The 26,643-nt window shown below is 72.9% G+C and carries 23 protein-coding genes; 7 read left to right on the top strand and 16 right to left on the bottom strand.

Features of this window, described 5'->3' with window-relative positions; genetic code table 11:
- Positions 1-18 precede the first annotated feature (18 nt).
- Both ACZ407_RS19155 and ACZ407_RS19150 read left to right on the top strand, forming a co-directional pair.
- Positions 19-1,464: an FAD-dependent oxidoreductase gene (locus tag ACZ407_RS19155; protein WP_468129625.1), complete on the top strand. Its 1,446-nt coding sequence runs from the start codon at positions 19-21 to the stop codon at positions 1,462-1,464.
- 39 nt (positions 1,465-1,503) lie between these two features.
- Entirely contained in the window at positions 1,504-2,664 is a 1,161-nt protein-coding gene (locus tag ACZ407_RS19150) for an epoxide hydrolase family protein (protein WP_468129623.1), read from the top strand.
- A gap of 125 nt (positions 2,665-2,789) precedes the next feature.
- Here ACZ407_RS19150 and ACZ407_RS19145 read toward each other — a convergent pair whose 3' ends face one another.
- The 16 genes from ACZ407_RS19145 to ACZ407_RS19070 all read right to left on the bottom strand — a co-directional run bounded on the left by ACZ407_RS19145 (position 2,790) and on the right by ACZ407_RS19070 (position 21,295).
- Positions 2,790-3,827, bottom strand: a complete 1,038-nt coding sequence (locus ACZ407_RS19145) for a carboxymuconolactone decarboxylase family protein (RefSeq protein ID WP_468129621.1) — start codon at positions 3,825-3,827, stop codon at positions 2,790-2,792.
- Positions 3,828-3,987: 160 nt separating this feature from the next.
- On the bottom strand, positions 3,988-5,307 hold the full coding sequence (locus ACZ407_RS19140) for an acyltransferase family protein (protein ID WP_468129619.1): 1,320 nt from the start codon (positions 5,305-5,307) through the stop codon (positions 3,988-3,990).
- Between the two features lie 119 nt (positions 5,308-5,426).
- The gene (locus ACZ407_RS19135) at positions 5,427-5,648 is read right to left on the bottom strand and encodes a DUF6052 family protein (protein WP_468129617.1); all 222 of its coding nucleotides are present in this window, start codon (positions 5,646-5,648) and stop codon (positions 5,427-5,429) included.
- Entirely contained in the window at positions 5,638-6,930 is a 1,293-nt protein-coding gene (locus tag ACZ407_RS19130) for a phenylacetate--CoA ligase family protein (protein WP_468129615.1), read from the bottom strand. Before ACZ407_RS19130 ends, ACZ407_RS19135 begins: the two co-directional genes overlap by 11 nt.
- Positions 6,905-8,698, bottom strand: coding sequence for an FAD-dependent monooxygenase (locus ACZ407_RS19125; RefSeq protein ID WP_468129679.1), 1,794 nt, complete (start codon positions 8,696-8,698; stop codon positions 6,905-6,907). The genes ACZ407_RS19130 and ACZ407_RS19125 overlap by 26 nt, the downstream gene beginning before the upstream one ends.
- Positions 8,699-8,703: 5 nt before the next feature.
- Entirely contained in the window at positions 8,704-9,507 is an 804-nt protein-coding gene (locus tag ACZ407_RS19120; RefSeq protein WP_468129613.1) for a tryptophan synthase subunit alpha, read from the bottom strand.
- The gene (locus tag ACZ407_RS19115; RefSeq protein WP_468129611.1) at positions 9,495-10,289 is read right to left on the bottom strand and encodes an indole-3-glycerol-phosphate synthase; all 795 of its coding nucleotides are present in this window, start codon (positions 10,287-10,289) and stop codon (positions 9,495-9,497) included. Before ACZ407_RS19115 ends, ACZ407_RS19120 begins: the two co-directional genes overlap by 13 nt.
- 175 nt (positions 10,290-10,464) lie before the next feature.
- A complete protein-coding gene (locus tag ACZ407_RS19110) occupies positions 10,465-12,063 on the bottom strand; it encodes an MFS transporter (protein ID WP_468129609.1) in 1,599 nt (532 codons plus the stop codon).
- Between the two features lie 28 nt (positions 12,064-12,091).
- The gene (locus ACZ407_RS19105; protein ID WP_468129607.1) at positions 12,092-13,201 is read right to left on the bottom strand and encodes a serine hydrolase domain-containing protein; all 1,110 of its coding nucleotides are present in this window, start codon (positions 13,199-13,201) and stop codon (positions 12,092-12,094) included.
- Positions 13,202-13,358: 157 nt separating this feature from the next.
- Entirely contained in the window at positions 13,359-14,150 is a 792-nt protein-coding gene (locus ACZ407_RS19100) for a tryptophan 2,3-dioxygenase (RefSeq protein WP_468129605.1), read from the bottom strand.
- A gap of 2 nt (positions 14,151-14,152) precedes the next feature.
- Positions 14,153-15,535 carry an FAD-binding oxidoreductase gene (locus tag ACZ407_RS19095; protein ID WP_468129603.1) on the bottom strand — a complete coding sequence of 461 codons (1,383 nt, stop codon included), beginning with the start codon at positions 15,533-15,535 and terminating at the stop codon, positions 14,153-14,155.
- Entirely contained in the window at positions 15,535-16,794 is a 1,260-nt protein-coding gene (locus ACZ407_RS19090; protein ID WP_468129601.1) for an acyl-CoA dehydrogenase family protein, read from the bottom strand. Before ACZ407_RS19090 ends, ACZ407_RS19095 begins: the two co-directional genes overlap by 1 nt.
- A gap of 46 nt (positions 16,795-16,840) precedes the next feature.
- Entirely contained in the window at positions 16,841-18,187 is a 1,347-nt protein-coding gene (locus ACZ407_RS19085; RefSeq protein WP_468129600.1) for an FAD-binding oxidoreductase, read from the bottom strand.
- Positions 18,188-18,271: 84 nt separating this feature from the next.
- Positions 18,272-19,054: an SDR family oxidoreductase gene (locus ACZ407_RS19080; RefSeq protein WP_468129598.1), complete on the bottom strand. Its 783-nt coding sequence runs from the start codon at positions 19,052-19,054 to the stop codon at positions 18,272-18,274.
- Between the two features lie 34 nt (positions 19,055-19,088).
- Positions 19,089-19,838 carry a DUF2306 domain-containing protein gene (locus tag ACZ407_RS19075; protein WP_468129596.1) on the bottom strand — a complete coding sequence of 250 codons (750 nt, stop codon included), beginning with the start codon at positions 19,836-19,838 and terminating at the stop codon, positions 19,089-19,091.
- A gap of 95 nt (positions 19,839-19,933) precedes the next feature.
- Positions 19,934-21,295, bottom strand: a complete 1,362-nt coding sequence (locus ACZ407_RS19070) for an extracellular solute-binding protein (protein ID WP_468129594.1) — start codon at positions 21,293-21,295, stop codon at positions 19,934-19,936.
- Between the two features lie 175 nt (positions 21,296-21,470).
- On the opposite strand from ACZ407_RS19070, the gene ACZ407_RS19065 reads away from it, so the two are divergent.
- From ACZ407_RS19065 to ACZ407_RS19045, 5 genes are all read left to right on the top strand, one after another.
- The gene (locus ACZ407_RS19065) at positions 21,471-23,024 is read left to right on the top strand and encodes a 4-hydroxyphenylacetate 3-hydroxylase family protein (protein ID WP_468129592.1); all 1,554 of its coding nucleotides are present in this window, start codon (positions 21,471-21,473) and stop codon (positions 23,022-23,024) included.
- A complete protein-coding gene (locus tag ACZ407_RS19060) occupies positions 23,017-23,289 on the top strand; it encodes a phosphopantetheine-binding protein (protein WP_468129590.1) in 273 nt (90 codons plus the stop codon). The genes ACZ407_RS19065 and ACZ407_RS19060 overlap by 8 nt, the downstream gene beginning before the upstream one ends.
- Entirely contained in the window at positions 23,286-24,698 is a 1,413-nt protein-coding gene (locus tag ACZ407_RS19055) for a condensation domain-containing protein (protein WP_468129588.1), read from the top strand. The genes ACZ407_RS19060 and ACZ407_RS19055 overlap by 4 nt, the downstream gene beginning before the upstream one ends.
- 2 nt (positions 24,699-24,700) lie before the next feature.
- Complete coding sequence (locus ACZ407_RS19050) at positions 24,701-25,927, top strand: acyltransferase family protein (RefSeq protein ID WP_468129586.1); 1,227 nt, start codon at positions 24,701-24,703, stop codon at positions 25,925-25,927.
- An 81-nt stretch (positions 25,928-26,008) separates the two neighbouring features.
- Positions 26,009-26,368, top strand: coding sequence for a YciI family protein (locus ACZ407_RS19045; RefSeq protein ID WP_468129584.1), 360 nt, complete (start codon positions 26,009-26,011; stop codon positions 26,366-26,368).
- Positions 26,369-26,643 lie beyond the last annotated feature (275 nt).

Here is a 26,643-nt window from a genome sequence, read left to right as displayed (position 1 = left end):
CCGAAGGAGAGGTGGCCAGTGGGCAACACGGCCGGCCGCCGGGCAGTGGTGCTCGGCGGCAGCATGGCGGGACTCCTCGCAGCACGAGTCCTGTCCGAGAGTTTCACCGAGGTGGTCCTCGTCGACCGCGACCGGCTGGAGGGCGTCACCGGCTACCGCCGGGGCGTGCCGCACGGCCGCCACGCGCACGGCCTGGTGGCGCGCGGACACCAGATCCTGGAGCAGCACTTCCCCGGCCTCACCGACGAGCTGCGCGCAGCCGGCGTGGTGACGGGCGACTTCAGCTCCGACGTCCGCTGGGTCTTCAACGGCCTGCGGCTGGCGCCCGGGCACTCCGGTCTGGTGTGCGTGCCCGCCGACCGGCCGCTGCTGGAGAACACGGTGCGCAGCCGGGTACGGGCGCTGCCCAACGTGTCCTTCACCGAGGAGCACGACATCCTCGGCCTGGAGACCACCCCGGACCGCGGCCGGGTCACCGGCGTGCAGGTCCAGGCCCGCACCCCCGGCTCCGGGCCCGAGGTCATCGAGGCGGACCTGGTGGTGGACACCACCGGGCGCGGCTCGCGGACCCCGGTCTGGCTGGAGGAGCTCGGCTACGCGCGCCCCGAGGAGGAGCGCGTCGAGATCGACCTCGCCTACACCACGCGCCGCTACCGGTTCGCCGAGGACCCGCTCGGCACCGACCTGGCGCTCATACCGGCGGCCACCCCGGACCACCCGCGCGGCGGCTTCTTCTACCGGCTGCCGCTCGACCCCTCGGAGTCGGGCGTCCTGTACGAGCTCTCCCTCACCGGCGTCCTCGGCGACCACCCGCCGACCGACCCGGAGGCCTTCACCGAGTTCGCCCGCACCCTCCCGGTCCCGGACATCTACGAGGCGATCGTCCGGGCCGAACCCCTCAACGACCCGGTCACCTTCAAGTACCCGGCGAGCGTCTGGCGCCACTACGAGCGCCTGACCCGCTTCCCCGGGAACTTCCTGGTCATGGGCGACGCCGTGTGCAGCTTCAACCCGATCTACGCCCAGGGCATGACGGTCTCCGCGCTGGAGTCGCTGGTCCTGCGCCGCCACCTGGCGGAGGGCACCCCGCCGCGGGCCGCGGCCTTCTTCAAGGACGTCGCCCAGCAGATCGCCGCCCCCTGGGACGTGTCGGCCGGCGGCGACCTCGGCTATCCGCAGGTCGCCGGCAAGCGGACCCTCAAGGTCAAGATGGCCAACGCCTACGTGGCCCGCCTGCACGCCGCCGCCGTCGACGACCCGGCGCTCACCAACGCCTTCATCCGGGTGGCCGGTCTGATCGACCCGCCGCCGGCCCTGATGAAGCCGATGAACGTCCTGCGCGTACTGCGCTCGCTGGGACGCACCAGGCCGCCGCTGCCTCCGGCCTCCGCGCCGTCCGCCGCCGCGGCCCCCCGGCCGGCCGCCGAGCCGGCCGCCGCACGTCACCTCCCGCCCGCCGCGTAGCGGCTGCGCGTCCACGTACGAACGAAAGGCACCACGGACATGCGTCCCTTCCGCATCGACATCCCCCAGGCCGACATCGACGACCTGAAGCAGCGCATCGCGGCCACCCGCTGGCCCGAGGGCGAGGTGCCGGGCACGGGCTGGACCCGCGGCGTCCCCGCGGACTACCTCAAGGAGCTCGCGGAGTACTGGCGTACCGAGTTCGACTGGAAGGCGGTCGAGGCCCGGATCAACGAGCACCCGCAGTTCATCACCGAGATCGACGGCACCGACGTGCACTTCCTGCACGTCCGCTCGGCCGAGCCGAACGCCCGCCCGCTGATCATCACGCACGGCTGGCCGGGCACGGTCGCCGAGTTCCTCGACGTGATCGGGCCGCTCACCGACCCGGCCGCGCACGGCGGCGACCCAGCCGACGCCTTCCACGTGGTCATCCCCTCCATCCCCGGCTACGGCTTCTCCGGGCCCACCCGCGCGACCGGCTGGGACACCAAGCGGGTGGCGCGCGCGTGGGCCGAGCTGATGGCCCGCCTGGGCTACGACCGCTACTTCGTGCAGGGCGGCGACTGGGGCATGGCCATCTCCCTGGAGCTGGGCCTGGCCGACCCGGAGCACGTGGCGGGCGTGCACGTCAACATGTTCGTCACCTTCCCGCCGAACGACCCGGCCGCCTTCGCCGAGCTCGACGAGCGCGACCAGGCCCGGCTCGGCTTCGCCGCCGGCTTCCAGCAGGACGGCATGGGCTGGCAGCGCATCCAGTCCACCCGCCCGCACACCCTCTCCTTCGGCCTCGCCGACTCCCCGGTGGGCCAGCTCGCCTGGATCACCGAGAAGTTCAAGGAGTGGACGGCCTCCAAGGAGGTGCCGGAGGACGCCGTCAGCCGCGACGACCTGCTGACCGCGGTCTCCATCTTCTGGTTCACCAACACGGCGGGCTCCAGCGCGCAGCTCTACTACGAGTCCGCGCACGGCGACGAGGCCTTCGTGAAGTGCTGGGGCGGGCCCTGGCAGCTGTCCGCCCCGGTCGGGGTGGCCGTCTTCCCGGAGGACGCGGCCCTGCCGATCCGCCGCTGGGCCGAGCCGCTGCTGCCCACGCTGGCGCACTGGAGCGAGTTCGAGCAGGGCGGCCACTTCGCCGCGCTGGAGCAGCCCGCCCTGCTGGTCGGCGACATCCGGGCGTTCGTCCGCTCGGTGGCCTGACCGGCACACCCGTACCGCCCGTACGGCTGCGGCCCGGAGCCGCGGCCGTACGGGCCCGGGAACACGGATCCGCCCCGGCATCCCCAGGTGCCGGGGCGGATCCGTGTTTGTTCGGGGCGGACGGCTCAGGCCGTGCGCGCCGCCTGCGGCGCCGTCTCCGGGGCCGACCCGGCCGGGAGCAGCCGGCCGCCGAGGTGCACGGCGGTGGTCAGCGCGGCCCACGAGGTCAGCTCCACGAGCCGGCGGTCGCCGCCGTGCGCGGCCCGGAACGCCGCCACGTCGCCCGCCGACGCCTGGTACGGGGCGAAGGCGGTCAGCAGCGCGAGCTGGGCCGTGGCGCGCTCCGGACCGGTGAGCCCCGTCAGCGCCTCCTCCAGCCAGAAGCGGCTCAGGCCGACCGGGCTGCCGTCCCAGCGCTCCAGCCGGGTGCGCAGCCGCTGCCGTACGGCGGCGGGGATCCAGGCCGCGGCCTCCTCGACCGCCGCGACGGCGCCGGACAGCGCCCCGGCCACCGCCGGACTGGCCGCGGCCCACTCCAGCCCGGCGGGCAGCGGGCCGGCGGGCAGCCGCTCCAGCGAGGCGCCGGGCACCAGCGGGCCGGGGGTCACCGGGCGCATCAGCCGGGCGACCGTGCGCACCGCGGGGCCGCGCACGAAGCCGGGGGCCTGCGCGGGTACCGGGGAGTCGGTGAGGAACAGCGAGACCATGCGGTTGATGTAGTGGAAGGTGACGGCCACCCCGCAGACCTCCGGGGCCTGTTCGGGGGTGAACGGGGGCCGCTCCGGGCTGCCCGAGCGCAGCCAGGCCGCGAGGGCGGCGGCCTGCGGCGGCACCTCCCCGAGGGTGTCCAGCTTGGCCTGGTGGACCTCGATGCAGTACGGGCAGGCGTTGAGCTCGGAGACCGCGGTGGCCACGGCCTCCTTCTCGGCCCGCCCCACCCGCCCCTCCACCAGCAGCGTCTCGCGCAGCATCGACCAGCCGGCCGCGAGCACCCCGGGAGAGGGGGAGTGCACGGCCAGCGGCGGGGCCAGCACGCCGAACTCGCTCTGGGCCTCGGCGTACACCTCGGCCACCAGGCCCTCGGCGGCGCCCGGGGCCACGGCCCGGACATGGCGGACCTGGCTGAGCGAGCCGCGCAGCACCGCCCTCACGAGCGTCCTCATCGTCATGACCTCCTGTGCGGGGAAAACGGGAAAGGGATACGGGGATACGGGGGACACGGGGGGAGCGGGGGAGCGGGGGCACGGCAGGAGGGGCAGAGCCGCGTGCGGTGCGGCGCTGCCCCTCTGCGGGTGTCGCGGTGGTACGGGCGTCAGCAGGGCATCAGGCCGCGGTCAGCGCGTCCTTGTCCTTCCTGGCGCCGGGCGCGCCCGGGCCGGGCGGGGTGCCCCCGTCGGCGGCGGGCTTGTCGAAGATGCCCTTCAGCTTGCGCGTGAGCGGCTGCTCGACGGCGTAGTGGCTGATCAGGGCGGCGGCGAGGGTGCCGACGAGGGTGATGGCGAGCATCTCCCAGAAGCCGACCTGGCCGCGGAGCAGCGGCGAGGGCACCGGGTCCTTGCCGAAGATGGTGCCGTTGCGCATGGCCACGTGCATGAAGAACACGTGCCACAGGTAGACGCCGTACGAGATCTTGCCGAGGTACGCGGCCGGGCGGTTGGCCAGCACCAGGTTCATGGTCTTGGACTCGGCCCCCGGGGCCGCGACCGGGATCACGAGGAACATGGCGAAGGCGAAGTACAGGACGTGCAGGACCATCTGCTGGACCAGGGCGCCGTTGTCGCCCATGCCCGGGTGCCCGAAGGGCTGCGGGACGTTGAGCACGTAGGCGACCAGCGCCAGCAGCCAGAAGCCCAGCGGCCACTTGGCCGCCCAGCGGTAGACGGCCGGCGGGCGCGGAGCCGCCTCGGAGTAGGCGGTCAGCACCGCCAGCGACATGCCGCCGGCGAAGAAGCCGATGTACCCGAAGGGGAAGAAGTTGAAGTACCAGGTGTCCTCCATGTTGGAGGGGAGGAAGCAGTACGCGGTCCAGGCGGCGCCGATCAGCACAAGGACGGCGAGCGGGACGAGCATGCGGCGGGCCCGCTGCTTGGGCGTGGCGGCCCGGCGCGCGAACTTGTGGATCACCCATGCGACCGCCGGGAGCAGGACGTAGAACGCCATCTCGGTGGGCACGGTCCAGGTGGGCTCCAGGCCGGTGGCCCACTCGGTGCGCACGAAGAAGTGGATCATCGCCAGCGGGCGCAGGAAGTAGCCCGCCCCGTCGATGCTGTTCCAGTTCAGCGTCACGATCGCGACGAACACCAGCACCCAGTAGCCGGGCACGATGCGCAGCACCCGGCGCCAGACGAAGGGGACGACCGCGGGCTTGGGGGAGCCGGGGGTTATGGTCCGCCGCGCGAACGGCAGGTACAGCAGGAGCCCCGACAGGACGAAGAAGGGCGGGAGGAAGACCCCGAGCCCTTCGGTCGCGTAGCCCCAGAACGTGTCCCGGGGGTCGGCGAAGTGGTTGGCCACGCCCGCGCTGTACGCGACGTGGTAGATGAGGACGGCCAGTGCGCACAGCCCGCGCAGACCGTCGAGTGCGGGGACCCGCCGCTTCGCGCCAGCCCCCGTGCTCGTCGTTCCCATGGTGCGTGTTGCCACGGTTCGCTCCCTTGCGAGTCAAGCAACCTGATGCTCTGTTCGCCATGCTGGCCGCGCCCCGCGGCCCCACGCACCTTCTGTCGTGCTTTAAACGTGCTGTTTCACACGGGAGTCGGGAATCAGCCGCCGATTCCGGCGGGCTTCTGCTCCAGCCAGGCCTGCGAGTAGAACTCGAACTCCAGGGCCTGGCCCTCCAGCGCCGCGTGCAGCTCGGCGAGCGCGGCGCGCACGCCGGCCACCACTCCGGGCACCTCGCAGGAGGAGGCCAGCTCCAGCAGGGAGGCGTACGCCTCGCCCAGCTGCCGCTCCTGCGCCTGGGTCAGTTCGGCCTCACCGTTCATCGCGGAACCTCTTCGCCTTCACTTCGAATCGGGGCAGCCCGCCCGGGGCGACGATCTCGACCACCGGGCGCAGGCCTATCTGGCGCTTCATCTCGTTGGTGATGCCGTGCCGCAGCGCCTCGGTGTCCAGGCCGGGCACGTCGCGGGGCTCCACCTGCACGACGACCGTGTCCAGCCCTCGCTCCGTGCGCAGGGTTGTCTGGAATTCGGTCACGTCGGGGAACCCGCGCAGGACGTCCTCCACCATCACGGGGGTGAGGGACACGCCGCGGATCTTGCGCATCTCGTCGGTGCGGCCCAGGATCCCGCGGTCGAAGAAGTCCCAGGTCCGGCCGCAGCCGCACTCGTGCCAGGGCCGCTTGACCACCAGGTCGTCGGTCCAGTAGCGGAAGATCTGGATGCCTTCGCGGCCCAGGCCCGTCATGACCCGGACGCCCTGCTCGCCGTAGCCCACCGGCTCCTTGGTCTGCGGGTGCAGCACCTCCTCGATGACGCCGGTCTCGATGATGTGGTTGGCGCCGCGGCGGTGGGTGCACTCGAAGATGTTGAGCGTGCCCAGCTCCGTCATGCCGGCCACGTTGTGCACGGGTGCACCGAACGCCTGGGAGATCGCGTCGTCCGTCTTCTCGGGGCGGGGCTCGGCGGCACCCACCACGATCTTGACGTTCGCCTCCTTCGCCAGGTCGATGCCCATGTCGCGGGCGGTCTCGATCAGCCGCAGCGCGTACGTGGGCGTGCACGCCAGGAACTCGATCTGCTGCTCCACCAGCAGCTTCACCCGGCTCTGCGAGTCCATCGACCCCGAGGGCACGACGGTGGCGCCCAGCCGCTCCAGGCCGTAGTGCATCCCCCAGAAGCCGATGAACAGGCCGTAGCCGAACGACAGGAGTGCCCGGTGCTCGGGCCGCACGCCGATGCCGTACAGCGCCGTGCACCACATGTCCGCGCCCCAGGTCCAGTCCCGGGCCGTGTCGAAGGTCCGCACCGGCGGGGCGCCGCTGGTGCCGCTGGTCTGGTGGTGGCGGATCGCCAGCACCGGGTCCGTCGACGGCAGGGTGCCGTACGGCGGGGCGACCTGCTGGGCCGCCGTCAGGTCGGACTTGTACAGCAGCGGCACCCGCTGCATGAAGTCGTCGAGCGAGGTGATGTCACCGGGGAGCCGTTCCGCCCAGAACTTGGAGTTCCCCCGTGCGTGCGCGAGCGCGCGTTCCAGCTTGCGCCACTGCCAGGCCAGCAGGTCCGGGCGCGGCATCGTCTCAGTCTTCTTGTTCCAGTACTCCATGGTTCCCCTCCACCTTTTCGCGGACCGCCGGGCGCAGGACGCAGGCGTCCGTCCACCCGGAGGCGACCGCGGTGTCGACGTCGTCGCGGGTCTGCGCGCCGCCGTCGGCAAGGACGGTGATTCCGGTGATGTTGCGGACCGCGTCGGCCGCCGGGAAGCCGCGCACGAGGAGTGCGTCCGCCCCCGCCGCCGCCAGCGTCCGCGCATGCCCGACGAGTGCGGCCACGGCCGCGTCGTCCGGCTCCTCGTTCCCCTCCGGCGCCGCCACCGCGACGGCCACCGGCAGGCCGGCGGGCCACAGCGCCCGCAGACCGCGTACTGCCGCCGGCACCGCGGCGGACTCCGGGTCCGCCTCCGAGGCCTCCAGCAGCACCAGTTCGTAGCCGGCCGCGAGCGCGTGCTTGACCGGCTCCGTGTACGCCCCCTCCCCCTCCAGCAGCGGCAGCCGCAGGCCCGCCGCGGCCGCCCCGGCCGGGACCGGCGGCACCTGCGGCAGCTCCTGCGGGCGCACCAGGGACAGTCCCGCACCCGGCACGCCGTCCTCGGTCACCACCCGGTTCGCCAGCTCCAGCCCGCCGATCCGCAGCGGGGCGAAGGCCGGCGGGGGCGCGATCCCGGCCGGCCGGCCGGTGGCCCGGCCGTGGAACCACGCGTCGAAGCGCTCGATGAACTCCGGGTCCCGGCGGGCGATGTCCGAGTGGGTGATCTTCCAGGACCGCGAGGTCAGCTGGTACGCGAACTGGATGGGCTCGAAGCCGAAGTAGCGCGGCATCCGCTCGAAGTACCGCTCCGAACGGCGCGCGACCACCTGGTACTTCTCCACCTCGGGCCGGCGCACCGCCTCGAACCGGGCCAGTGCCCCCGGCACGTCGCCCGGCGCGGCCGCCAGTTCGCGGGCCAGCGCGATCGCGTCCTCCACCGCGAGCCGGGTGCCCGAGCCGATCGACCAGTGCGCGGTGTGCGCGGCGTCGCCGACGAGCACGGTCCGGCGGCCGTCGTGCCAGGACGCGCAGCGCAGGTGCGGGAAGCGGGTCCACCGCGCGCCCTGCGTCAGCACGGGCGCCCCCTGGAGGTCCTGGGCGAAGATCTGCCCGCACAGCCGGGCCGACTCCTCCTCGCCCATGGCCGCCAGGCCGGACTTCTCCCAGGTCTCGGGCGAGGCGTGCACGATCAGGGAGCTCCACCGCTGCCCCGACGGGTACACGTAGGCCCGGAAGATGCCCCACTCGGTGTCCCGGAAGATGTACGTGAAGTCGTCGAAGACCCGGTCCGCGCCGAACCACGCGTACACGAAGTCCGACTCCTGCACCTGCGGGCCGAAGACCTCCGGCGCGGCCGCGCGCACCGCGGAGTTCACCCCGTCCGCGCCGACCACGAGGTCGGCGTCCGCGTGCCCGGACAGGTCGTCCACCTCGTGCTCGAAGTGCAGGGCCACGCCCGCCTGCGCCGCGCTCTCCTGGAGCACCGCCAGCAGGGCGGGCCGGGCGATCCCGTGGAAGCGGTTGCCGTTGACCCGGCGCCGGGCGTCCTTGTGCCGGACGTCGACGTGGGTCCAGGTGGTGCCCGCGGCCGCGATCCGCTCGTACACGTCGGGCGCCACCCGCGACAGCTCGTCCAGGGCCCCCTCGGGGAAGACCACGCCCCAGCCGTACGTGGTCCCCGCGGAGTGCCGCTCGTACACTCTGACGTCCTCGGCGGTGCCGGAGCGCCGCAGCAGGAGGGCGAGGAAGAGCCCCGCGGGTCCGCCGCCGATGATGTCCACTCGCATCTGAGTCACCGATTCCTTGCCTGCCGCTGGGGTGTCGTCTCCGCTTTCCAGGCGCGCACCGCGGCGTCCAGCTCGGCCGTCCGCCGGGCGGGCCGCGCCGCGGCCAGGGTCTGCATCAGCCGGCTGCCGACCACCACGCCGGCCGCGTGCGGGGCCAGGGCGCGGATCTCGCGGGCGTCCGAGATGCCGAAGCCCACGACGAACGGCTTCGTCGCACGGGCCGCGAGCTCCTGGACGCGGGCCACGGCGGACCCCAGCTCGAACCGGTCGCCGGTGCGCGCGGCCAGCGTCCGGTACGTCAGGTCGGACGCCGCCTTCTCGGCCCGGTCCACGGCCTCCGCCGGGGCGTCCGAGGCCACCACCGGCACCGCGCTCAGCCGCCGGCCCGCCTTGAGGATCCCGTCGCGGTGCCAGGGCCGGGTCAGCACCCCGCCGTCGGCGCCGGCCGCCGCGGCGTCCGCCAGCAGCACGTCGCAGCCCAGGTCGTCGGAGGTCTCCGGGTAGACGAGCGGCAGGATCGGGGTGTCCGGCACGGCCTCGCGCAGGCGCCGCAGCTGCTCCCACACCTCTTCGGGGTCGGTGTGCCGGGCCCGCCGGAACGACTCCCGCATCACCTCGCCGCGGGGCGCGGCGCTCGGCGTGGGCAGGCCCACTTCCACCACGTCGGCCCCCGCCGCGGCCGCCACCGCGGCCAGCTCGGCGGGATCGCCCAGTGCCGGGTCGCCCAGGGTCAGGTACACGACCAGGAGGCTGCGCCCGTCGGCCGCGGCCCGCTCCAGGAGGTCGGCTATCCGTGTCACCGCCGCCACGCGGCCGTTCCGAGGTCGTGGAGCAGGGCGGCGGGGTCGGGGCTCTTGGCGATGGCGGTGCCGATCAGCACCGCGTCCGCGCCGGCCCGGGTGGCCCGGGCGACGTCGTCGGGGGTGTGCATGCCGCTCTCGGCGATCACGTACACGTCGCCGGGGACCAGGGCGGTGAGGGTGGCGCTGTGGTCGACCGTCCCCTCGTCGAGTTCGAGGGCCCGGATGTCGCGGTTGTTGATGCCGATCAGGGTGGCGCCCATCGCCAGCGCGTCCTCGAGGTCGGTCAGGCTGTGGACGCCGATGATGGCCTCCATGCCCAGCTCCTCGGTGCGCACCTTCATCTCCCGGGCCAGGCCCAGGTCGCCGATCGTGCGCAGGGTCAGGTGCACCGAGTCGAAGCCGTACGAGAAGGACTCGTCGATCTGCTCCACGGAACTGAAGAACTCCTTGCGCATCAGCGGCAGCGCGGAGAGCGCGCGGATCCGCCGGGCGGTCGCGAGGCTGCCGCAGAAGTACTGGGAGTCGGTGACCGTGGAGAGGCCGTCCACACCGGCCGCCACCAGCTGGCGCACGTACGGGTCGATGCGCTGCTCCGGGATGAGCACCCCGTCCCGCGGGGAGCAGGACTTCACGTCCACGATCAGCGCGCAGCGGCCCTCGGCCCGCGCGGCGGCGAACACCGCGGCCAGGGAGCGCGCGGCCGGGCCGGGGTCCGCCACCGCCGTGCCGGCGTCGCCCGGATTGCGGCCGTGGGCGCGCGACACATCGCCTTTGAGTGTCCCCGCCATGGTGTGACCTGCCCTTCTGACGACGCCTGTCCGAGGATGGTCACCCGGCGGTCCGCGGCGGTGCATCTCTTGGATTGCGCTGCGGAACAGGTCCGTTCAGAAAGGACAAAGGGGGTGCGGCGCCGTCCGCCGCACCCCCGTGCCCCACCCGTCCGGCCCGCTGCCGGACGCGGTGTCAGAGCTGTGCCGACTCGGCCTCCCGGGCCTGGTCGGCGGCCGGACCGGCGCCTTCGGCCGACGGCTGCGGGCCGGCCTTCTGGCGCTGGGACGTGCCCACGACCACCGCGAGCACCGCCACCAGCACGGCCGAGATCCCGGCCACGATGTTCAGGCCGGAGGTGAACGCGTCGCGGGCCGCGGTCAGCAGGGTGTCGCCCGCGCCGCCGCCGAGGGACTGGGCGGCGGCCACCGCACCCGCCAGGGTCTCCCGGGCCCCGTCGGCGGCCTCGCCGGACAGCCCGGCCGGGACCGCGTCGGAGACCTTGGCGCCGTAGACGGCCGCACCGACGGAACCGAGCACGGCCAGGCCCAGCGTGGAGCCGAACACGTTGCTGCTCTCCGACAGCGAGGCCGCGGCGCCCGCCTTCTCCATGGGCACCGCCCCGATCACCAGGCCGGTGCCGAGCGCGAACAGCGGGCCGATCCCGAAGGCCGTGACGCCGACGGCGGTCACGACCACCGCGAGCGAGCCCTCGCTGCCGACCAGGGTCAGCACGGCGAGCCCGATGGCGGACACCGTCAGCCCGCTCACCATCGCCGTCAGCGGCTTCACGTGGCGGACGAAGACCGGCGCCAGCAGCACGCCGAGCGCGATGCCGATGCCCGTCGGCGCCTGGAGCACGCCCGCCTCGGCGGGCGAGAGACCGGCGACGCTCTGCACGTACTGGCTGGTCAGGAACGAGGTGCCGGCGAAGGCGCCGGAGCCGATGGCCATGGCCGCCAGCACGATCGCGAAGGACCGGTTGCGGAACAGCCGCAGGTCGATCAGCGGGTTGTCGATCCGCGCCTGGCGGCGCAGGAACACCGCCGCGAAGGCCAGGCCCGCCGCCAGGGCGGCCAGCGCCGCCACCGGGGAGTCGGACCGGCCCGCCGCCAGCTCCTTGATCCCGTAGATGACGGGGAGGATCGCCGCCAGGGACAGGGCCACGCTCGCCGGGTCCAGCCTGGGCGCCTGCCCCGACTTGTACTCCGGCAGCAGCAGCGGGGCCGCCACCATCAGCACCACCATGACGGGCACGCCCAGCAGGAACACCGAGCCCCACCAGAAGTGCTTGAGCATCAGGCCGCCGATGACCGGCCCGAAGGCGGCGCCCGCGAACTGGCAGGTGGCCCACAGGGAGATGGCCACCCCGCGCTGGCGCGCGTCGTGGAACATGTTGCTGATCAGCGCGAGGGTGGACGGGTTGAGGGTCGCACCCGCGACGCCCAGCAGGGCCCGGGCCGCGATCAGCATCCACGGGCTGCTCGCGTACGCCGCCAGGACCGAGGCCCCGCCGAACGCCGCCGCGCCGATGAGCAGCAGCCTGCGCCGCCCGATCCGGTCGCCCAGGTTGCCCATGGTGATGAGGAACCCGGCGAGCATGAACCCGTAGATGTCCGTGATCCACAGCTGTTCGGTGCCGCTGGTGCCGAGGTCCTCGCTCAGGTGCGGGAGGGCCAGGAACAGCACTCCGATGTCGAGCGCGATCAGCAGGGTCGGGAGCATCAGCACCCCGAGCCCGGTCCACTCGCGCCGTCCCGCCAAGGGACCTGTCTGCGCGGCGACGTCCGTCATGGCCGCTCCTTCCTTGCCGGCTGGTCCGTCAGCCGGCGGTCACGGCCTTGGTGACGACCTCGCTCAGCCGCACGACGGCGTTGGCCTCCATGGGGTTGAACCGGTTCTTCGTCAGGCCGAAGGTGTAGCGGGCGTTCGTGTCGGCGAAGCCCGCGCTGCCGCCCATGCCGACGGTGCCGAACACGCCCAGGTCGGTGTCCGCGCCCGGCCGGCCCAGGGAGTAGCCCAGCGCCTTGGGGGCGGGCATCCCGAAGACCTGGTCCACGTCGTCCACGGCCACGGCGGTGATCTCGGCCAGCCGCTCGGGGGAGACCAGGCGGACCCCGTCCACCTCGCCGACCAGCGCGGCGTACATCTTCGCGACGGCGCGCGCGGTCAGCGTGCCGCCGGCCGGGATGTCGGAGGTGAGGATGTCGGCCCGGTTGCCGTACGAGGCGCTGGGGGTGACCTGCGGCGGGGAGGCCTTGAACAGCGGGAAGTCCTCGGGCAGGTCGCCGAAGGCACCCGGGTCCATGGGCGCGTCCACCAGCTTGGCGAGCCGGCCGAGCTCCGACTCCGGCACGCCGAAGTACAGCTCGTCGGCGATGCCCAGGGGCTCGGCGACCTCCTCGCGCAGCACCTGCGAGATCGGCTTGCCGGTGGCCCGGCGGACGATCTCGCCGATCAGCCAGCCGTACGTGAAGGCGTGGTAGCCGGTCTTGGTGCCCGGCTCCCACCACGGCTCGGCCTCGGCGACCACGGCGGTCATCCGGTCCCAGTCGGTGAGGTCCTCGGGGGTGATGTCGGCGGGCATGCCGGGCACGCCCACCGAGTGGGTGAGGGCGTGGCGCACCGTCGCGGCGCCCTTGCCGTTGGCGGCGAACTCGGGCCACAGCTCGGCGATCGGGGTGTCGTAGCCGAAGAGCCCGCGCTCGACGAGCACGTGCACGACGGTCGCGGCGACGCCCTTGCCCGTGGAGGCGCTGTAGAACGGCGTGCTGGAGGTCACCTCGCGGCCGGTGTCGGGGTCCGCGGCGCCGGCAACGGCGTCGGCGACGAGCTCTCCGTCCACGTAGACGGCGGCCTGCACACCGGTCTCGGCGCCCGACTCCACCAGGTCGTCGAGGGCCCCCTGGACCAGCTTCTGAATATCGCTCATGTTCTCTTTTCCTCACCGGAAGGGACGCCAATGCCCTGCCCGTGCCGCCGGCGGGAGCCGAGGGCACGCACATGCTCGACGGTGGCACCTTCCGGTGCGGAAGCGCATCTTCCAAACTGCTCTTCCGCACCCGGATCAGGACGTTCCCGGTGCGTTCCTACAGGCTCTCGCGGACCCTCCACAGATCGGGGAACATCGGTTCGAAGAGGCCGGACCTCAGGAACGCCGCCCCCGTGGAGCCGCCGGTGCCCGGCTTCATGCCGATGATCCGGGTCACCATCGTCACGTGCCGGTAGCGCCACTCGCGCAGCAGCTGGTCCACGTCCACCAGCTGCTCGGCGATGCGCACGGCCACCCCGTCGTCCGCGTACACCGACCGCAGGACCTCCTGCAGTTCGGCCGAGGGCTCGGCGGGCAGCGACACGTCCCGGCCCAGCTGCGCGGCCGGCACCGGGTAGCCCAGCCGGGCCAGGTAGGACAGGTAGGCGTCGAAGACGGACGGGCGGCTCATCGCCCGCTCGATGCGCTGCCGTTCGGGGCCCTCCGGGTAGCGCAGCTGCACCGCGGGGTCGCGCCGGCCCAGGGCCGCCTCGACCTCGCGGAACTGCGCCGACTGGAAGCCGCTGCCGTCGCCCAGCGCGTGCCGGAAGGAGGAGAACTGGATCGGGGTCATCGTCTCCAGGACGTCGAGGTGGCCGATCACCACCTTGAGGATCACGCCCGAGCGGTGCAGCGTCTGCAGCGCGCGGGCGGAGTCGCCCTCGCCCAGCGAGCGGCGCAGCAAGTCGAACTCGGCCAGCAGCTGCTTGAACCACAGCTCGTGCGCCTGGTGGACGATGATGAACAGGAGCTCGTCGTGCGCGTCGGTGCGGGTGTCCTGTGCCGAGAGCAGTTCCCCGAGGCGCAGGTACGTGGAGTAGGCGAGCGCGGGAGGGCTGTCGACGATCATGTTCACCTCAATGCAGTCGAGTGGGGCATGACGTCCTGGCGGAAGAGCCCGGCGCGGTCGCAACGGGTCCGGACGCGGTCGACCGCGGCCACGGCGTCGGCCGCGAGGTGCCCGCGCCGCTCCCCGTGGCTCTCCACGAAGGTGGGTGCCGTCCGGCCGGTGTCCCACGGGGTCAGCGCGGTGCGGATCCGCGCCAGCCGGTCGCGGATCTCCGGCACGGGCACCAGGTCCGGCAGACCCGCTCCCATGTACGCGTACGCGGCGTCGAGGCGGTCCAGCGCCCCGCCCGACGGGTCCTCCTCGGAGGCCGCCCCGCCCAGCTGGCGCAGCTCGGCCGCCACCAGCGGGGAGCCGGAGCCGGGGCCGGCGGATTCCAGGAACGCGGCGGCGCCGCGCGGCCCGGGTTCGTTCAGCAGCATGTGGTCGCCCAGCACGTTGACCGGCCCGGGCGGGTCCATGTGGGCCTGCGCCACGTCGGCGGTGGTGCCCGGCTGCCAGGTGTCGAGCAGCGGCGCCGCCACCGCCCGCAGCGGGTCCAGCAGCGCGGTGGCCTGCCGCTCGGCCGTCGGCAGGTCGGCGGGCTCCGGCGCGAGCACCGCGCCCGCCACGCACAGCACCGGCCCGGCCCGCAGCGACGGCGGTATCTCCGGCACGTCGGGCAGGTTCATGATCCGCAGCGAGGTGCCCGCCTCCCGGGGGGCGTCCGCCGCCCACTCCAGCCAGCGGGCGAGCAGCTCCTCGGCGTGGTCGCCGGAGAAGAAGGCCGCCCCGGTCACCACGCCGGCCGCGGGGAACAGCGCGACCTCCACCGCGGTGACCACGCCGAAGCCGCCGCCGCCCCCGCGCAGCGCCCAGAAGAGCGCCGGGTCGTGGTCGGGGTCCACCCGCACCAGGGCGCCGTCTGCGGTCACCAGTTCGATCGCCTTGACGCTGTTGGCGCCCAGGCCGACCCGGCGGCTGTAGAAGCTCATGCCCCCGCGCAGCAGGTAGCCGACCACGCCCACGGTGGGCGAGGTGCCGTGCGGGGCCGCGAGCCCGTGCCGCCCGGCCGCCGCCACCACCTCGGCCCACCGGGTGCCCGCGGGCACCCGCGCGATCCGGCGGCGGGGGTCCACGGACACCCCGCCGGACAGGTCGGTGCGGATCAGCAGGGCGCCGTCCATGGGACCGGCCGCGCCGGCCGAGTGCCCGGTGGTGTGGACCCGTACGGGCATCCCCTCGGCGGCGGCGAAGCGCACCGCCGCCTGCACCTCGGCCACCGACCGGGCGGTCACGGCCAGGGCCGGCCGGGCCGGGCCGGCCTCGTTGAACACGGCGGCCGCGGCGGCGTACGCCTCCTCGCCCGGCAGGGCCAGGCCCGCCGGGCGGGCGGGGGCGGTGGTCATCAGTGGGCCCCGTCGGTCACGCCGAAGCGCACCTTGGCGTACTCGCGGGTGGCCACCGTCGGCAGCAGCACGCCGACCCCGGCGTGGCTGTGCAGGGTGGACATGTCCCGCCAGATCCGCTCGATGGTCGCGCCGCTCTTCACCGCACTGGAGCCGGCCGTGGGCACCAGGTGCCGCTCGACGGCCTGCCAGCACAGCCTGATGACCTCCCGGCAGATGCCGGCCAGCCGCAGGTCCCGCTCGCGGGTGAAGGCGTCGGCGCCCTTGGCGCAGGTCTCGCTCCACTGGCCGGCGGCATGGCGCAGCGCCGCCTCCGCGGTCTGGATCATCCCGGCCGCGTTCCCGTACCAGAGCTGGTAGTCGGGGTCCTCGGCGCGGCCCACCTGCGTGAAGATCGTCGTACGGGTGCGCATCAGCTCCTCGTACGCGTCGAGCGCCCCCTGGGCCATGCCGAGGGCCAGCGAGGCGGACTCCAGCAGCATGAAGCTCAGCGGCCCGCCGCCGTACTCGGGGTTGTGGTGCAGCCGCCGGCCGGGGGTGCCGCCGGTGACGTCCACCTCGCTCAGGTGCGTGGACTCCAGGCCGTAGCGGGCCGGGATGTGCGCGCCGGAGAAGGAGATGCTGTGCGAGCCACTGCCGCGCAGGCCGAGCTGGTGGCCCCAGTCGTCCAGCATGGTCCAGCGGTCGCGGGGGGCGATGAACAGCAGCAGCTGCGGTTCCGCGCCCTCGGGGGCCGCCGGGTCCTCGATGACGGTGTGCCCGATGAAGTGGGTGGCGTACGGCGCGCCCGAGCAGTAGTGGAACGTGCCGTCGATGATCCAGCCGCCGTCGTCGGCGCGCCGGGCGGTGCCGGCGGGGGTGATCGTCGCGGGGCTGATGAAGTCGCCGCCGGCGAAGATCTCCGCCTGCGCCTCCTCCTCGAAGAAGGAGGCGACCGCCAGCGCGTGGGCGGCGCCCAGGCAGTACATCCAGCCGGTGGAGGGACAGCCCCGGGCCAGCAGGGTGGTCACGCGCAGGAAGGTGTCGGCCCCGAACTCGTAGCCGCCGTAGCGCCGCGGCACCAGGATCCGGTACAGACCGGCGTCCCGGAGCGCCTCGTGGGTGTCCTGGGCGTAGTACGTGCGCTGCTCGGTCTCGGCCTGCCGGTCGAGCAGCGAGTAGGCGATCGCACTGGCCCGGCGGACGGCCTCCTCGGGCGTGAGCCCGGGCTCGGGCGGGGCAGCGGCCCCGGCCTCGGACTTCAGGGTTGCGGTGGTCATCCCAGTCTCCTTGTGGCCCCGGGGGTCGGCCCCGGGGCCGTGACGGTCAGGGCCGGCCGGTCGGCTTGACGTTGGGGTTCCGGGAGAAGAGGTTCCCGGGGTCGTAGGCGTCCTTGACGGACTGCAGCCGGGCGAGGGTCTCGGCCGGGTACACGGCGGCGAGGTCCCCGGCGTCCAGGTCGCTCAGGAAGTTGCTGTACGCACCGCGCACGTAGGGCGCGAGCGCCTCCCAGAAGGCGGCCAGTTCGCCGGCCGCCGCCTGGTTGTCGGCCCGCGAGGCCAGCCGCGCCGTGTTGAGCATGACCGCGGCGTCGCGGTGGGCGAAGGCGGTGGCGTCGGCCGGCACCCGGCCCATCGCCCCGCCGAGGCTGCGCAGTTCGACGAAGAGGGTGTCGAAGGAGCGGGCCCCCTCCAGGAGGGTGTCCACGAACGCGTCGGACACCTCGGGCGCGAAGCGGTTGCGCACCGCCGGCTCCCAGTCCGGGGGCAGCTCGCCCGGCGCCTCCAGCACGGAGGGGTACGGGACGAGGTTGATGTCCTTGCTCTCCACGGTGCCGAGCTCCAGCAGCGGGGCGATGGCCGCGGCCGCCGCCTCCTCGTCGTCGCCGGCGTAGCAGACGAGCAGGGCGACCGGCGCCGGGTCCCCGCCGAAGGACGGGAACAGCGCGACGTGCGAGGTCAGCTCGTCCGGGGCGGTGCGCAGCACCTTCGCCCAGCCCTTGATGACCGAGGCCGCCTCGGACGCGGGGTAGGTGATGGTCCCGAAGTGCACGGTCCCGGTGCGGTGCCCGGTGATCTCGAAGGAGGTCACGATGCCGAAGTTGCCGCCGCCGCCGCGCAGCGCCCAGAACAGCTCCGGGTGCTCCTCGGCGCTCGCCCGCAGGACCCGCCCGTCGGCGGTGACCACCTCGGCGGCGACCACGTTGTCGAGGGCCAGCCCGCTCTTGCGGACCGTCCAGCCGATGCCGCCGCCGAGCAGCAGCCCGCCGGCGGCGACCGTGGTGGTGTCGCCGGAGGAGAAGGCCAGGCCGTGGCCCTGGAGGGCCTCGGCGATCTCGATCCAGGTGGCGCCGGGACCGACGCGCACCAGGCCGGCGCCGGCGTCCAGCACCTCGATGGAGTTCAGCCGGGAGACGTCGATGACGATGCCGCCGTCGTTGGTGCTCAGACCGGCGGCGCTGTGCCCGCTGCTGCGCACGGAGACGAGCAGCTCCTGCTCCCGGGCGAACCGCACGGAGGCGCGCACGTCCTCGGTGCCCGCGCAGCTGACGATGAGGGCGGGCTCGCCGTGGTGCACGAAGGTGTGGCGCAGCCGCTCATATTCACTGTCACCCGGCAGGTAGACGTCGCCTTCGACGTTCTCGGCAAGGTCGGATACCGCGGCGGTGTTCATGAACTCTCCTGTTCGGATGAAGGCCCGAGCTGATTCAGCCTGGCATGCGGGCGAATGCACCGGCTTCTTCCAGCTTGCGGAGTTTCAGTGGTGGTACTCGCCGCCGTTGACGTCCAGGCACTGGCCCGTCACGGCCCCCGCCAGCGAGGACAGCAGGAAGAAGACGCTGCCGGCGACCTCGTCGGGCGTGGGCAGGCGGCGCAGGTCGAGGCCGGCCGCGACCTCGTCGTACACCTCCTGCTCGGCGACGCCCCGCTCGCCGGCCAGGTGGGCGAAGTAGTCCTTCAGCCCGTCGGCCCAAATGTAGCCGGGGGCAACGCTGTTGACGCGTACGCCGGAGGGGCCGAGCTCGCTCGCCAGGCTCTGCGCGAGCGCCAGCAGGGAGGCCTTGGCCATCTTGTACGGGCCGAACAGCGGCTTGGAGTGCCGGATGGCGACCGAGTTGACCATGACCACGGACCCGGAGCTCTCCGCCAGGGCGGGGGCGAACAGCCGGGTCAGGCGCAGCGCCGCGTACACGTTGGTCTCGAAGCCGGCCCGGACGAGGTCCAGGTCCACCTCGGCCAGCGGGGTCATCGGCGGCAGCGCGAAGGCGTTGTTGACCAGGCCGTCGACCCTGCCGAACTCCGCCAGCGCGGCCTTGACGAGGGCGGCCGCGGAGGCGTCGTCGGTGATGTCGGTGGGCACCGCGAGCGCCCGGCGGCCGGTCTTCCCGACCTCCTCCGCGACCTCGTCGAGGACGGACTGCGTGCGGGCGGCGAGGACGACGTCGGCGCCGGCGCGCGCGGCACCGACGGCCAGCGCCCGCCCCAGGCACGGGCCCACGCCCGCGACCACGACGACCTTGTTCTCCAGTACAGCGCTCACGGTGCTTCCTTCTGTCGGTTGCGACGGGGGGAGGTCAGACGAGTGCCTTCAGGGGGCGGCCGGCGGTGCGGTTGAGGAACCACTGGACGACCATCAGGTTGAACACCCAGCCGATCCACGGGGCGGTGCCCATGACCTGCATCCACACGGACTGGTCGGAGACCTCCAGCGCCTGGAGGGTCTCCACGAAGACCCGGCCCCAGACGATGTTGATGGCGAAGGCGAAGCTGTAGAGCATCCACATCCGGTGCGAGAGGAAACGCTTCTGCACGGCGCGGACGAAGCCCATGGAGGTGGAGGCGAACCAGAGGATGCCGCCCACGGTGGTGCCGATGGTGGGCCCGGGGGACAGCGGGGTGATCAGGAAGGCGAGGATCGCGGACGGCAGCGCGCCCGCGAAGACGTACGCCCGCCCGCTCCAGCGGTGCACGGCCGGGTGGTTGACGCGCAGCCAGGGCCACAGCTGGAGGATCAGGGTCAGCAGGGCGATGGAGCCGGTGGCGATGTGCGCGACGAGCAGCGGGTAGTGCTGCGGCGCGTCCGGCCGGATCGGCACGAGGGACTGCTTCGGGTCGAGGCCGAGGTAGGGCGGCCACACGTAGCTGAGGAACCCGATGACCACCACGGCCAGCGGTATCACCCAGGGGCGGCGCCACACGGAGCGCGCCGCGGCGGGGCCGCCGGCCGGGCCGGCGGAGCGGGCGGCGCGGCCCTCGGCGGCGGTGCTCGCGGCGGTGCCGGCCGGTCTCTGGAGCGGCTCGGGGATCTGCACGTTCTGGGCCACTGTCTCTCCTCGGAGATCTGGAGCGGGAGCAAGGGGGGCGGTGTGGGGGGTTGCTCGGGTCTGGAGTGGGAGGGCGGGGGAGGGGAGGTGCGGCGTCAGCCGACGAGGAACCGGTGCGGTCCGCGCGGCCCGGGGGCCAGCCCGCGGCAGTGCGCGTTGTAGTCGTCGAGGAGGGCCTGTGCCTCGGTGCGGGCCTGCGCGAACCGGGCCGCGGGCTCCGCGCCGGCGGTCAGCACGTCGTGCATGGCGGCCGTCAGGGTGTCCTGGAGGGAGACGAAGTCGCCGACCACCGCGCCCTGGGCGGCGTACGAGCCGTCGCCCGCGGCGAGCTGGTCCAGGGCGACCAGGTGGTGCGGGTTGCGCTCGAACCAGCCCTCGGCCTCCAGCAGCGCCCGGGCCCCGCCGGTGACCGGGATGAACCCGCTGCTCTTGTGCCGCTCGGCCGCGTTGTGCGGGGTCAGCAGGGTCATCAGGAAGGCCAGCGCGGCGTCCTGGACGGCCGGTTCCAGCCCGGCGGTCAGCCACAGCGCGTCCCCGCCGATCACGTTGCCGGTGTAGCCGGCCGCCGCGCTGTACGGCATCGGGGCCGCGGCCACCTCGAACCCGCCGTCGGCACCGGCCTGCACCATCCGGTCGGCCTCGACGGAGGTGCTGAGCACGAAGGCCGTGCGCTGTTCGGCGAAGGCCCGGTAGTTGAGCTCCCACGCCTTGTACGTGTCCTCGCCGGCCGAGCGGGTCCCGGTGTACAGGTAGTGCCCGGCCGCGTGCAGCCGCTGCCACCAGCGGGCGAACGCCAGCACCTGCGGGGAGTCCGCCAGGGCCTCCTCGGCCCGGTCCCCGGTGCGGCCGTTGTCGGGCGCGGTCAGCAGACCGCCCTGCTGGGCCACCGCCTGCTGGAACAGCCAGCCGTGGTTGGGCCAGGTGATGCCGTGCGAGGGGCCCTCGGCGGAGCCGGCCACGGCGGCGCAGGCCGCCTCCAGCTCCTCCCAGGTGCGCGGCACCCCGGAGACCCCGGCGGCCCGGAGTGCGGTGGTGTTGGCGTAGAGCAGGGTGGTGGAGGTCAGCGGCGGCAGGGCCGCCAGCCCCTCGCCGAAGGTGTAGTAGCGGCGGGCGGCCGGGACGAGGTCGTCGATGCGCACCGGCACCCCGAGCACCTCGGAGCGGCCGCCGAGGGCCTTCTCCAGCGAGGTGAACAGCGGGCTGCCGTCGGCCGCGAGCAGGTCGCGCGAGAGCTGGGTGGAGGTGTAGAAGCTCTGCACGATCGCCGGCGGTCGGCCCTCGCGGGCGGCACGCGCCACCTCCTCGGGCAGCAGCAGGTGGTCCACGCCGCGGACCTCGATGCGGACGCCGGGGTGGGTGCGTCCGAATTCCTCGGCCAGCCTGCGGGTCTCGCTCAGGAAGAGCGGAACGACCGGGTAGTCGTTCAGCCAGACGTCTATGACGACCTCGGGGGTCATGGCGCGGCGGCCTCCGCTCTTCGTACGGCTTGGAGAAGACAGTCGCGTACATGATTTGCGCCCCGCCCGGGAGAGGCATCTTCCGAAGTGCGGTGAATGCCGCAATCTCGGAGAAGACGCCTCTGCGGGCTGCTGCCAGAATCCAGAGTCCGGGGAACACAGAGGGAGAATCGTCATGGGTGAAGAACGGCCGAAGACACGTCCGTTCACCGGCGAAGAGTACCTGCAGAGTCTTGTCGACGGCCGCGAGATATATCTCTACGGCGAGCGCGTCAAGGACGTCCTCGAACATCCGGCATTCCACAATCCGATCCGGATGACGGCACGCCTTTACGACGCCCTGCACGACCCCGAGAAAAAGAAGGTGCTCACCGCGCCCACGGACACCGGGAGCGACGGGTACACCCACCGCTTCTTCACCACCCCGCGCAGCGTGGACGACCTGGTGGCGGACCAGCGGGCCATCGCCGAATGGGCCAGGCTCAGCTACGGCTGGATGGGCCGCAGCCCCGACTACAAGGCCTCCTTCCTCGGCACGCTCGGCGCCAACGCCGAGTTCTACGCGCCGTTCTCGGACAACGCGCGGCGCTGGTACAAGGAGTCCCAGGAGAAGGTCCTCTACTGGAACCACGCCATCGTCCATCCGCCGGTCGACCGCCACCGGCCCCCGGACGAGGTCAAGGACGTGTTCGTCCACGTGGAGAAGGAGACCGACGCGGGCCTGGTCGTCAGCGGGGCGAAGGTGGTCGCCACCGGCTCGGCGCTGACCCACTACAACTTCATCGCGCACTACGGGCTGCCGGTCAAGGAGAAGGAATTCGCCCTGGTCGCGACCATCCCGATGAACGCGAAGGGCCTGAAGCTGATCTGCCGGCCCTCGTACAGCGCGACCGCCTCCGTGATGGGCAGCCCCTTCGACTACCCCCTCTCCTCGCGCCTGGACGAGAACGACACCATCCTCGTGATGGACAAGGTCCTCATCCCCTGGGAGAACGTCTTCATCTACGGGGACCTGGGCAAGGTCCAGATGTTCACCGCCAAGTCCGGCTTCCCCGAGCGGTTCACCTTCCACGGCTGCACCCGGCTCGCCGTGAAGCTGGAATTCCTCGCGGGACTGCTCGCCAAGGCCCTCGACGTCACCGGCACCGGCGAGTTCCGCGGGGTGCAGAGCAGGCTCGGCGAGGTGCTGGCCTGGCGCAACCTCTTCTGGGGCCTCTCCGACGCCGCCGCCCGCAATCCGATCGAATGGAAGAACGGCGCGCTGCTGCCCAATCCCGAATACGGGATGGCCTATCGCTGGTTCATGCAGATCGGATATCCCCGCATCAAGGAGATCATCCACCAGGACGTCGCCAGCGGCCTGATCTACGTGAATTCCAGCGCCGACGACTTCTCCAACCCCGAGATCCGCCCGTACCTCGACAAGTACGTGCGCGGCTCGCACGGCGTCGAGGCGAAGGACCGCGTCAAGCTGATGAAGCTGCTGTGGGACGCGGTCGGCACCGAATTCGGCGGCCGCCACGAGCTGTACGAGCGGAACTACGCGGGAAACCACGAGAACACCCGGGTCGAGATGCTGTTCTCCCAGACCCTCAGCGGACAGCTCGACGCATACAAGGCATTCGTCGACACCTGCCTGTCCGAGTACGACCTGGACGGCTGGACCGTCCCGGACCTCCATTCCTTCGGCGACCTGAAGAAGATCAGAAACGGAGTGCTCAATGGGTGAGAAGACCGGTGTGACGTCGCCTGCCGAGCAGGTTGCCGCCCGGATCTGGCAGGAGCTGCTCCGGCCCGCGCCCGGACAGGAGGGCGCGACGTTCTTCGAGCTGTCCGGCCAGTCCATCACCGCCGTGCGGATCGCCGCCCGGCTGGAGGAGGAGCTGGGCATCCTCCTCGACATCAACGTCCTCTTCGACGACCCCGACCAGGAGACCTTCGTCGGCGCCGTCGCCCGGCACGCCGACGGCGCGCAGGGAGGCAGGGCGGCGTGAGCACCCGCGACACCGGCGGCACCCCGGGGACCGTCCCCCCGGTGCCGCTGTCCGTGCAGCAGGAGTTCCTCTGCCTGTGGGACAAGGGCGACGACATGGGCCCGTTCGGGCCGCGCTTCCACATCGTCGACGGCTGGCGGGTGCGCGGGCGGATCGACGAGGCCCACCTCCGGGGCGCCCTCGACGACGTGGTCGCACGCCACGAGGCGCTGCGCACCACCCTGCTCCGCGACGAGGGCAACCGCCACCAGCGCATCACGGACGCCGGCCCGGTCCCGCTGGAGGTCCGCGAGCTCGCGGCCCCCGGCGGGACCGCCGACCCGGCCGCCCGCGAGCTGCGCGCCGAGGAACTCCTCAACGAGATCGCCGCCGGCACCATCTCCATCCGGCGCCTCCCCCTGCTGCGCGCCGTCCTCGGGCGCTTCGACGAGGAGGACGCCGTCCTCGCGCTGATCGCCCACCACACGGCGGTCGACGCCTGGTCGATGCAGGTCATCCTGCGCGACCTGGCCCACTTCTACGCCGTACGGGCCGGGCACCCGCTGCCCGCCCTGCCGCCCGCCGTCCCCTACCAGGCGTACGCGCGCTGGCAGCACACCGACGAGGCCAAGGAGGCCGGCCGCGCCTCGGCCGCCTTCTGGCGGGAGAAGCTGGACGGGGCCCGGGCCCTGGCCCTGCCCACCGACCGGCTGCGCTCCGAGGCCGGCGAGTTCTCCACCTCCTGGTACCGCTTCTCCTACGGCGAGGAGCTCTGCGAGGCGGTCACGGCCCTGGCCCGGTCCGCCCGCAGCACCGCCTTCATGGTGCTGCTCGCCGCGTTCAACGTGTTCGTGCACGGGCGCACCGGCGAGGAGGACGTCACCGTCCCCACCTTCACCCCCGGCCGCAACCAGGCCCGGTTCCAGGAGACCGTCGGCTCCTTCTTCAACTTCCTGCCGCTGCGCACCGACCTGTCGGAGTGCGGCACGTTCCGCGAGGTGCTCGCCCGGACCCGGGCCGGCTGCCTGGAGGCGTACCGGCGCGAACTGCCGCTCTCCCAGGTCCTGGCGGAGGCGCCGGAGCTGATGGAGCGGGTCGCCGTGGACGGCCTGGCCTCCTGCGTGTTCCAGGTCATCCAGACCCCGTACATGAAGGAGCGCGAGCAGATCGGCCCGCTCGAGTACTCGGCCATCCGCCGCAAGGTGCTCTCCCAGACCGTGGGCTCCGACATCCCCGACGGAACCCTGCTGTGCCTGGAGGTCGAGGCCTCCGGCGACCTGATCGGGGAACTGGGCTTCAGCAGCAACCTGTACGACGCGAGCACCGCCCGCGCCCTGGTGCACGACTTCCGGCAGGTGCTCGGCGCCCTGCTGGCCGACCCCGACGCCCCCCTTGCGGCCGTCGTCGACACAGAGAGAACGAGGAACTAGGCATGGGCAGAGGCAGCGCTCCGGGCACGGCGACCCGGCTCCCCTCCCTGACCGGGATGCGGTGGGTGGCGGCACTCATGGTGTTCGCCTGCCACGTGGGCGGGTTCGGGATCTTCAAGAACCAGGAGATCAACGCGAACCTGGCCGAGTACGTGACGAAGCTCGGCTACGTCGGCGTGGGGTTCTTCTTCGTCCTCAGCGGCTTCGTGCTGACCTGGTCCGCCAGGAAGGACGACCGGCCGGTGCTGTTCTGGCGCCGCCGGCTCGTCAAGGTCTTCCCCAACCACCTGGTCACCTGGGCGGCGGGGCTCTTCCTCATGGTCTGGTTCATGAACGCGGCGGTCAGCGAGCGCCAGCTGCCCTCGATGTTCCTCGTGCAGGCCTGGTTCCCGGTGGAGGACCTGTGGGTCGGCACCAACCCGCCGAGCTGGTCGCTCGCGGTCGAGGTGCTCTTCTACCTGTCCTTCCCGCTGCTGCTGCACTGGATCCGCAAGATTCCGGCCAGGTACCTGTGGGCGTCCGCGGCGGTGCTCGCAGCCGGGGTCTTCGCCGTCGCGGCGGCCTCCAAGCTGCTGCCCTCCGACCCCAACCCGCCGTACTTCCCGGTGCCCTGGTACCAGTTCTGGTTCGTCTACAGCTTCCCGCTCACCCGGGTCCTGGAGTTCGCCCTCGGCATCGTCATGGCCCGCATCGTCATGAGCGGCCGCTGGATCGGGCTGGGCCTCGGCCCGGCGCTGCTGACCCTGGTGCCCGGCTACGCCCTGCTGCTGTGGCTGCCCGGCGCGTACGGGATCGCCGCACCGATGGTGGTGCCGCTGGCGCTGGTCGTGGCCGCCGGCGCGGCCGCCGACGCCCAGGGCCGCACGTCCGTGTTCGCGACCCGGCCCATGGTGTGGCTCGGCGAGGTGTCCTTCGCCTTCTACATGGTCCACATCCTGGTCGTCTGGTACGGGCCGATGGGGACCTTCCGGGTGCCGGGACGCCAGTGGGACACCCTTCCGGCCCTCGGCATGATCGCCCTGACCTGCGCGGTCACCCTGGCGGCCGCCTGGCTGCTGTACCGCCTGGTCGAACTCCCCGCCACCCGCCGCTTCGGCAGCCCGCGCAAGGCCCCCGCGGCCCGCACGGCCGGCCTGGCGGCGATCCCCGCGCAGCGCACCTCGGCGCACGCGGCCGCGGCCGCGGATCCGGCCGGATCCGGGCCTTCCGAACCCGGCCGCACTCGTTAGACCGTCAGTACGTCCGGCCGGCCTGCTTTCCGCACGTCATCCGAACCACCGCACCCCCGAACGGCAAAGGAGCCCCGTTCCATGAAGTACCTGCTCGTCATGCACATGAACCCGAAGATCTGGGACACGCTGAACGAGGCCGAGCAGCAGGAGGTCTTCCAGGGCCACGAGGACTTCCAGAAGAACACCCGCGCCTCGGGCGAGTTCGTCGCCACCAAGGCGCTCGGCTTCCCGGCCGACACCACCACCGTCAAGGTCCGCGGGGGCGCCACCGAGACCGCCGAGGGCCCCTACGTCCCCGGTGAGGAGTTCTTCTGCGGCTACTACGTGGTCGACGTCGCGGACAAGGCCCGCGCCGTCGAGCTGGCCGCCACCATCCCGGACGCCCGGCACACGGCCGTCGAGGTCCGCGAGGTCGCCTTCGAGGTCGGCGCCGAGTAGCCGCCCCGTACGCGACCGAAGGGGCCTGCCGCAGCTGCGGCAGGCCCCTTCTGCTGTGCTCCCGCGCCGGGCGGGCCGCTCCGAGCGGTGCCGGGGCCGTTCCGAGCGCGGTGCCGGGCCCTGACGTGCAGCCGGTCTCTTCCGCGCGGTGCCGGGCCCCGACGTGCAGCCGGGGAGGGAACACAGGGGGGGGGAGGTGCAAAAGAAGGGGGGTGGGGGGGGGGAGAAAGCGGGTTTTTTGCGGGGAAGATCCCCCCCATGTCCCACCCGATCCC

The sequence above is a fragment of the Streptomyces sp. NPDC030809 genome, from assembly GCF_055572195.1.
This window is presented reverse-complemented; position numbering and strand designations above follow the sequence as displayed.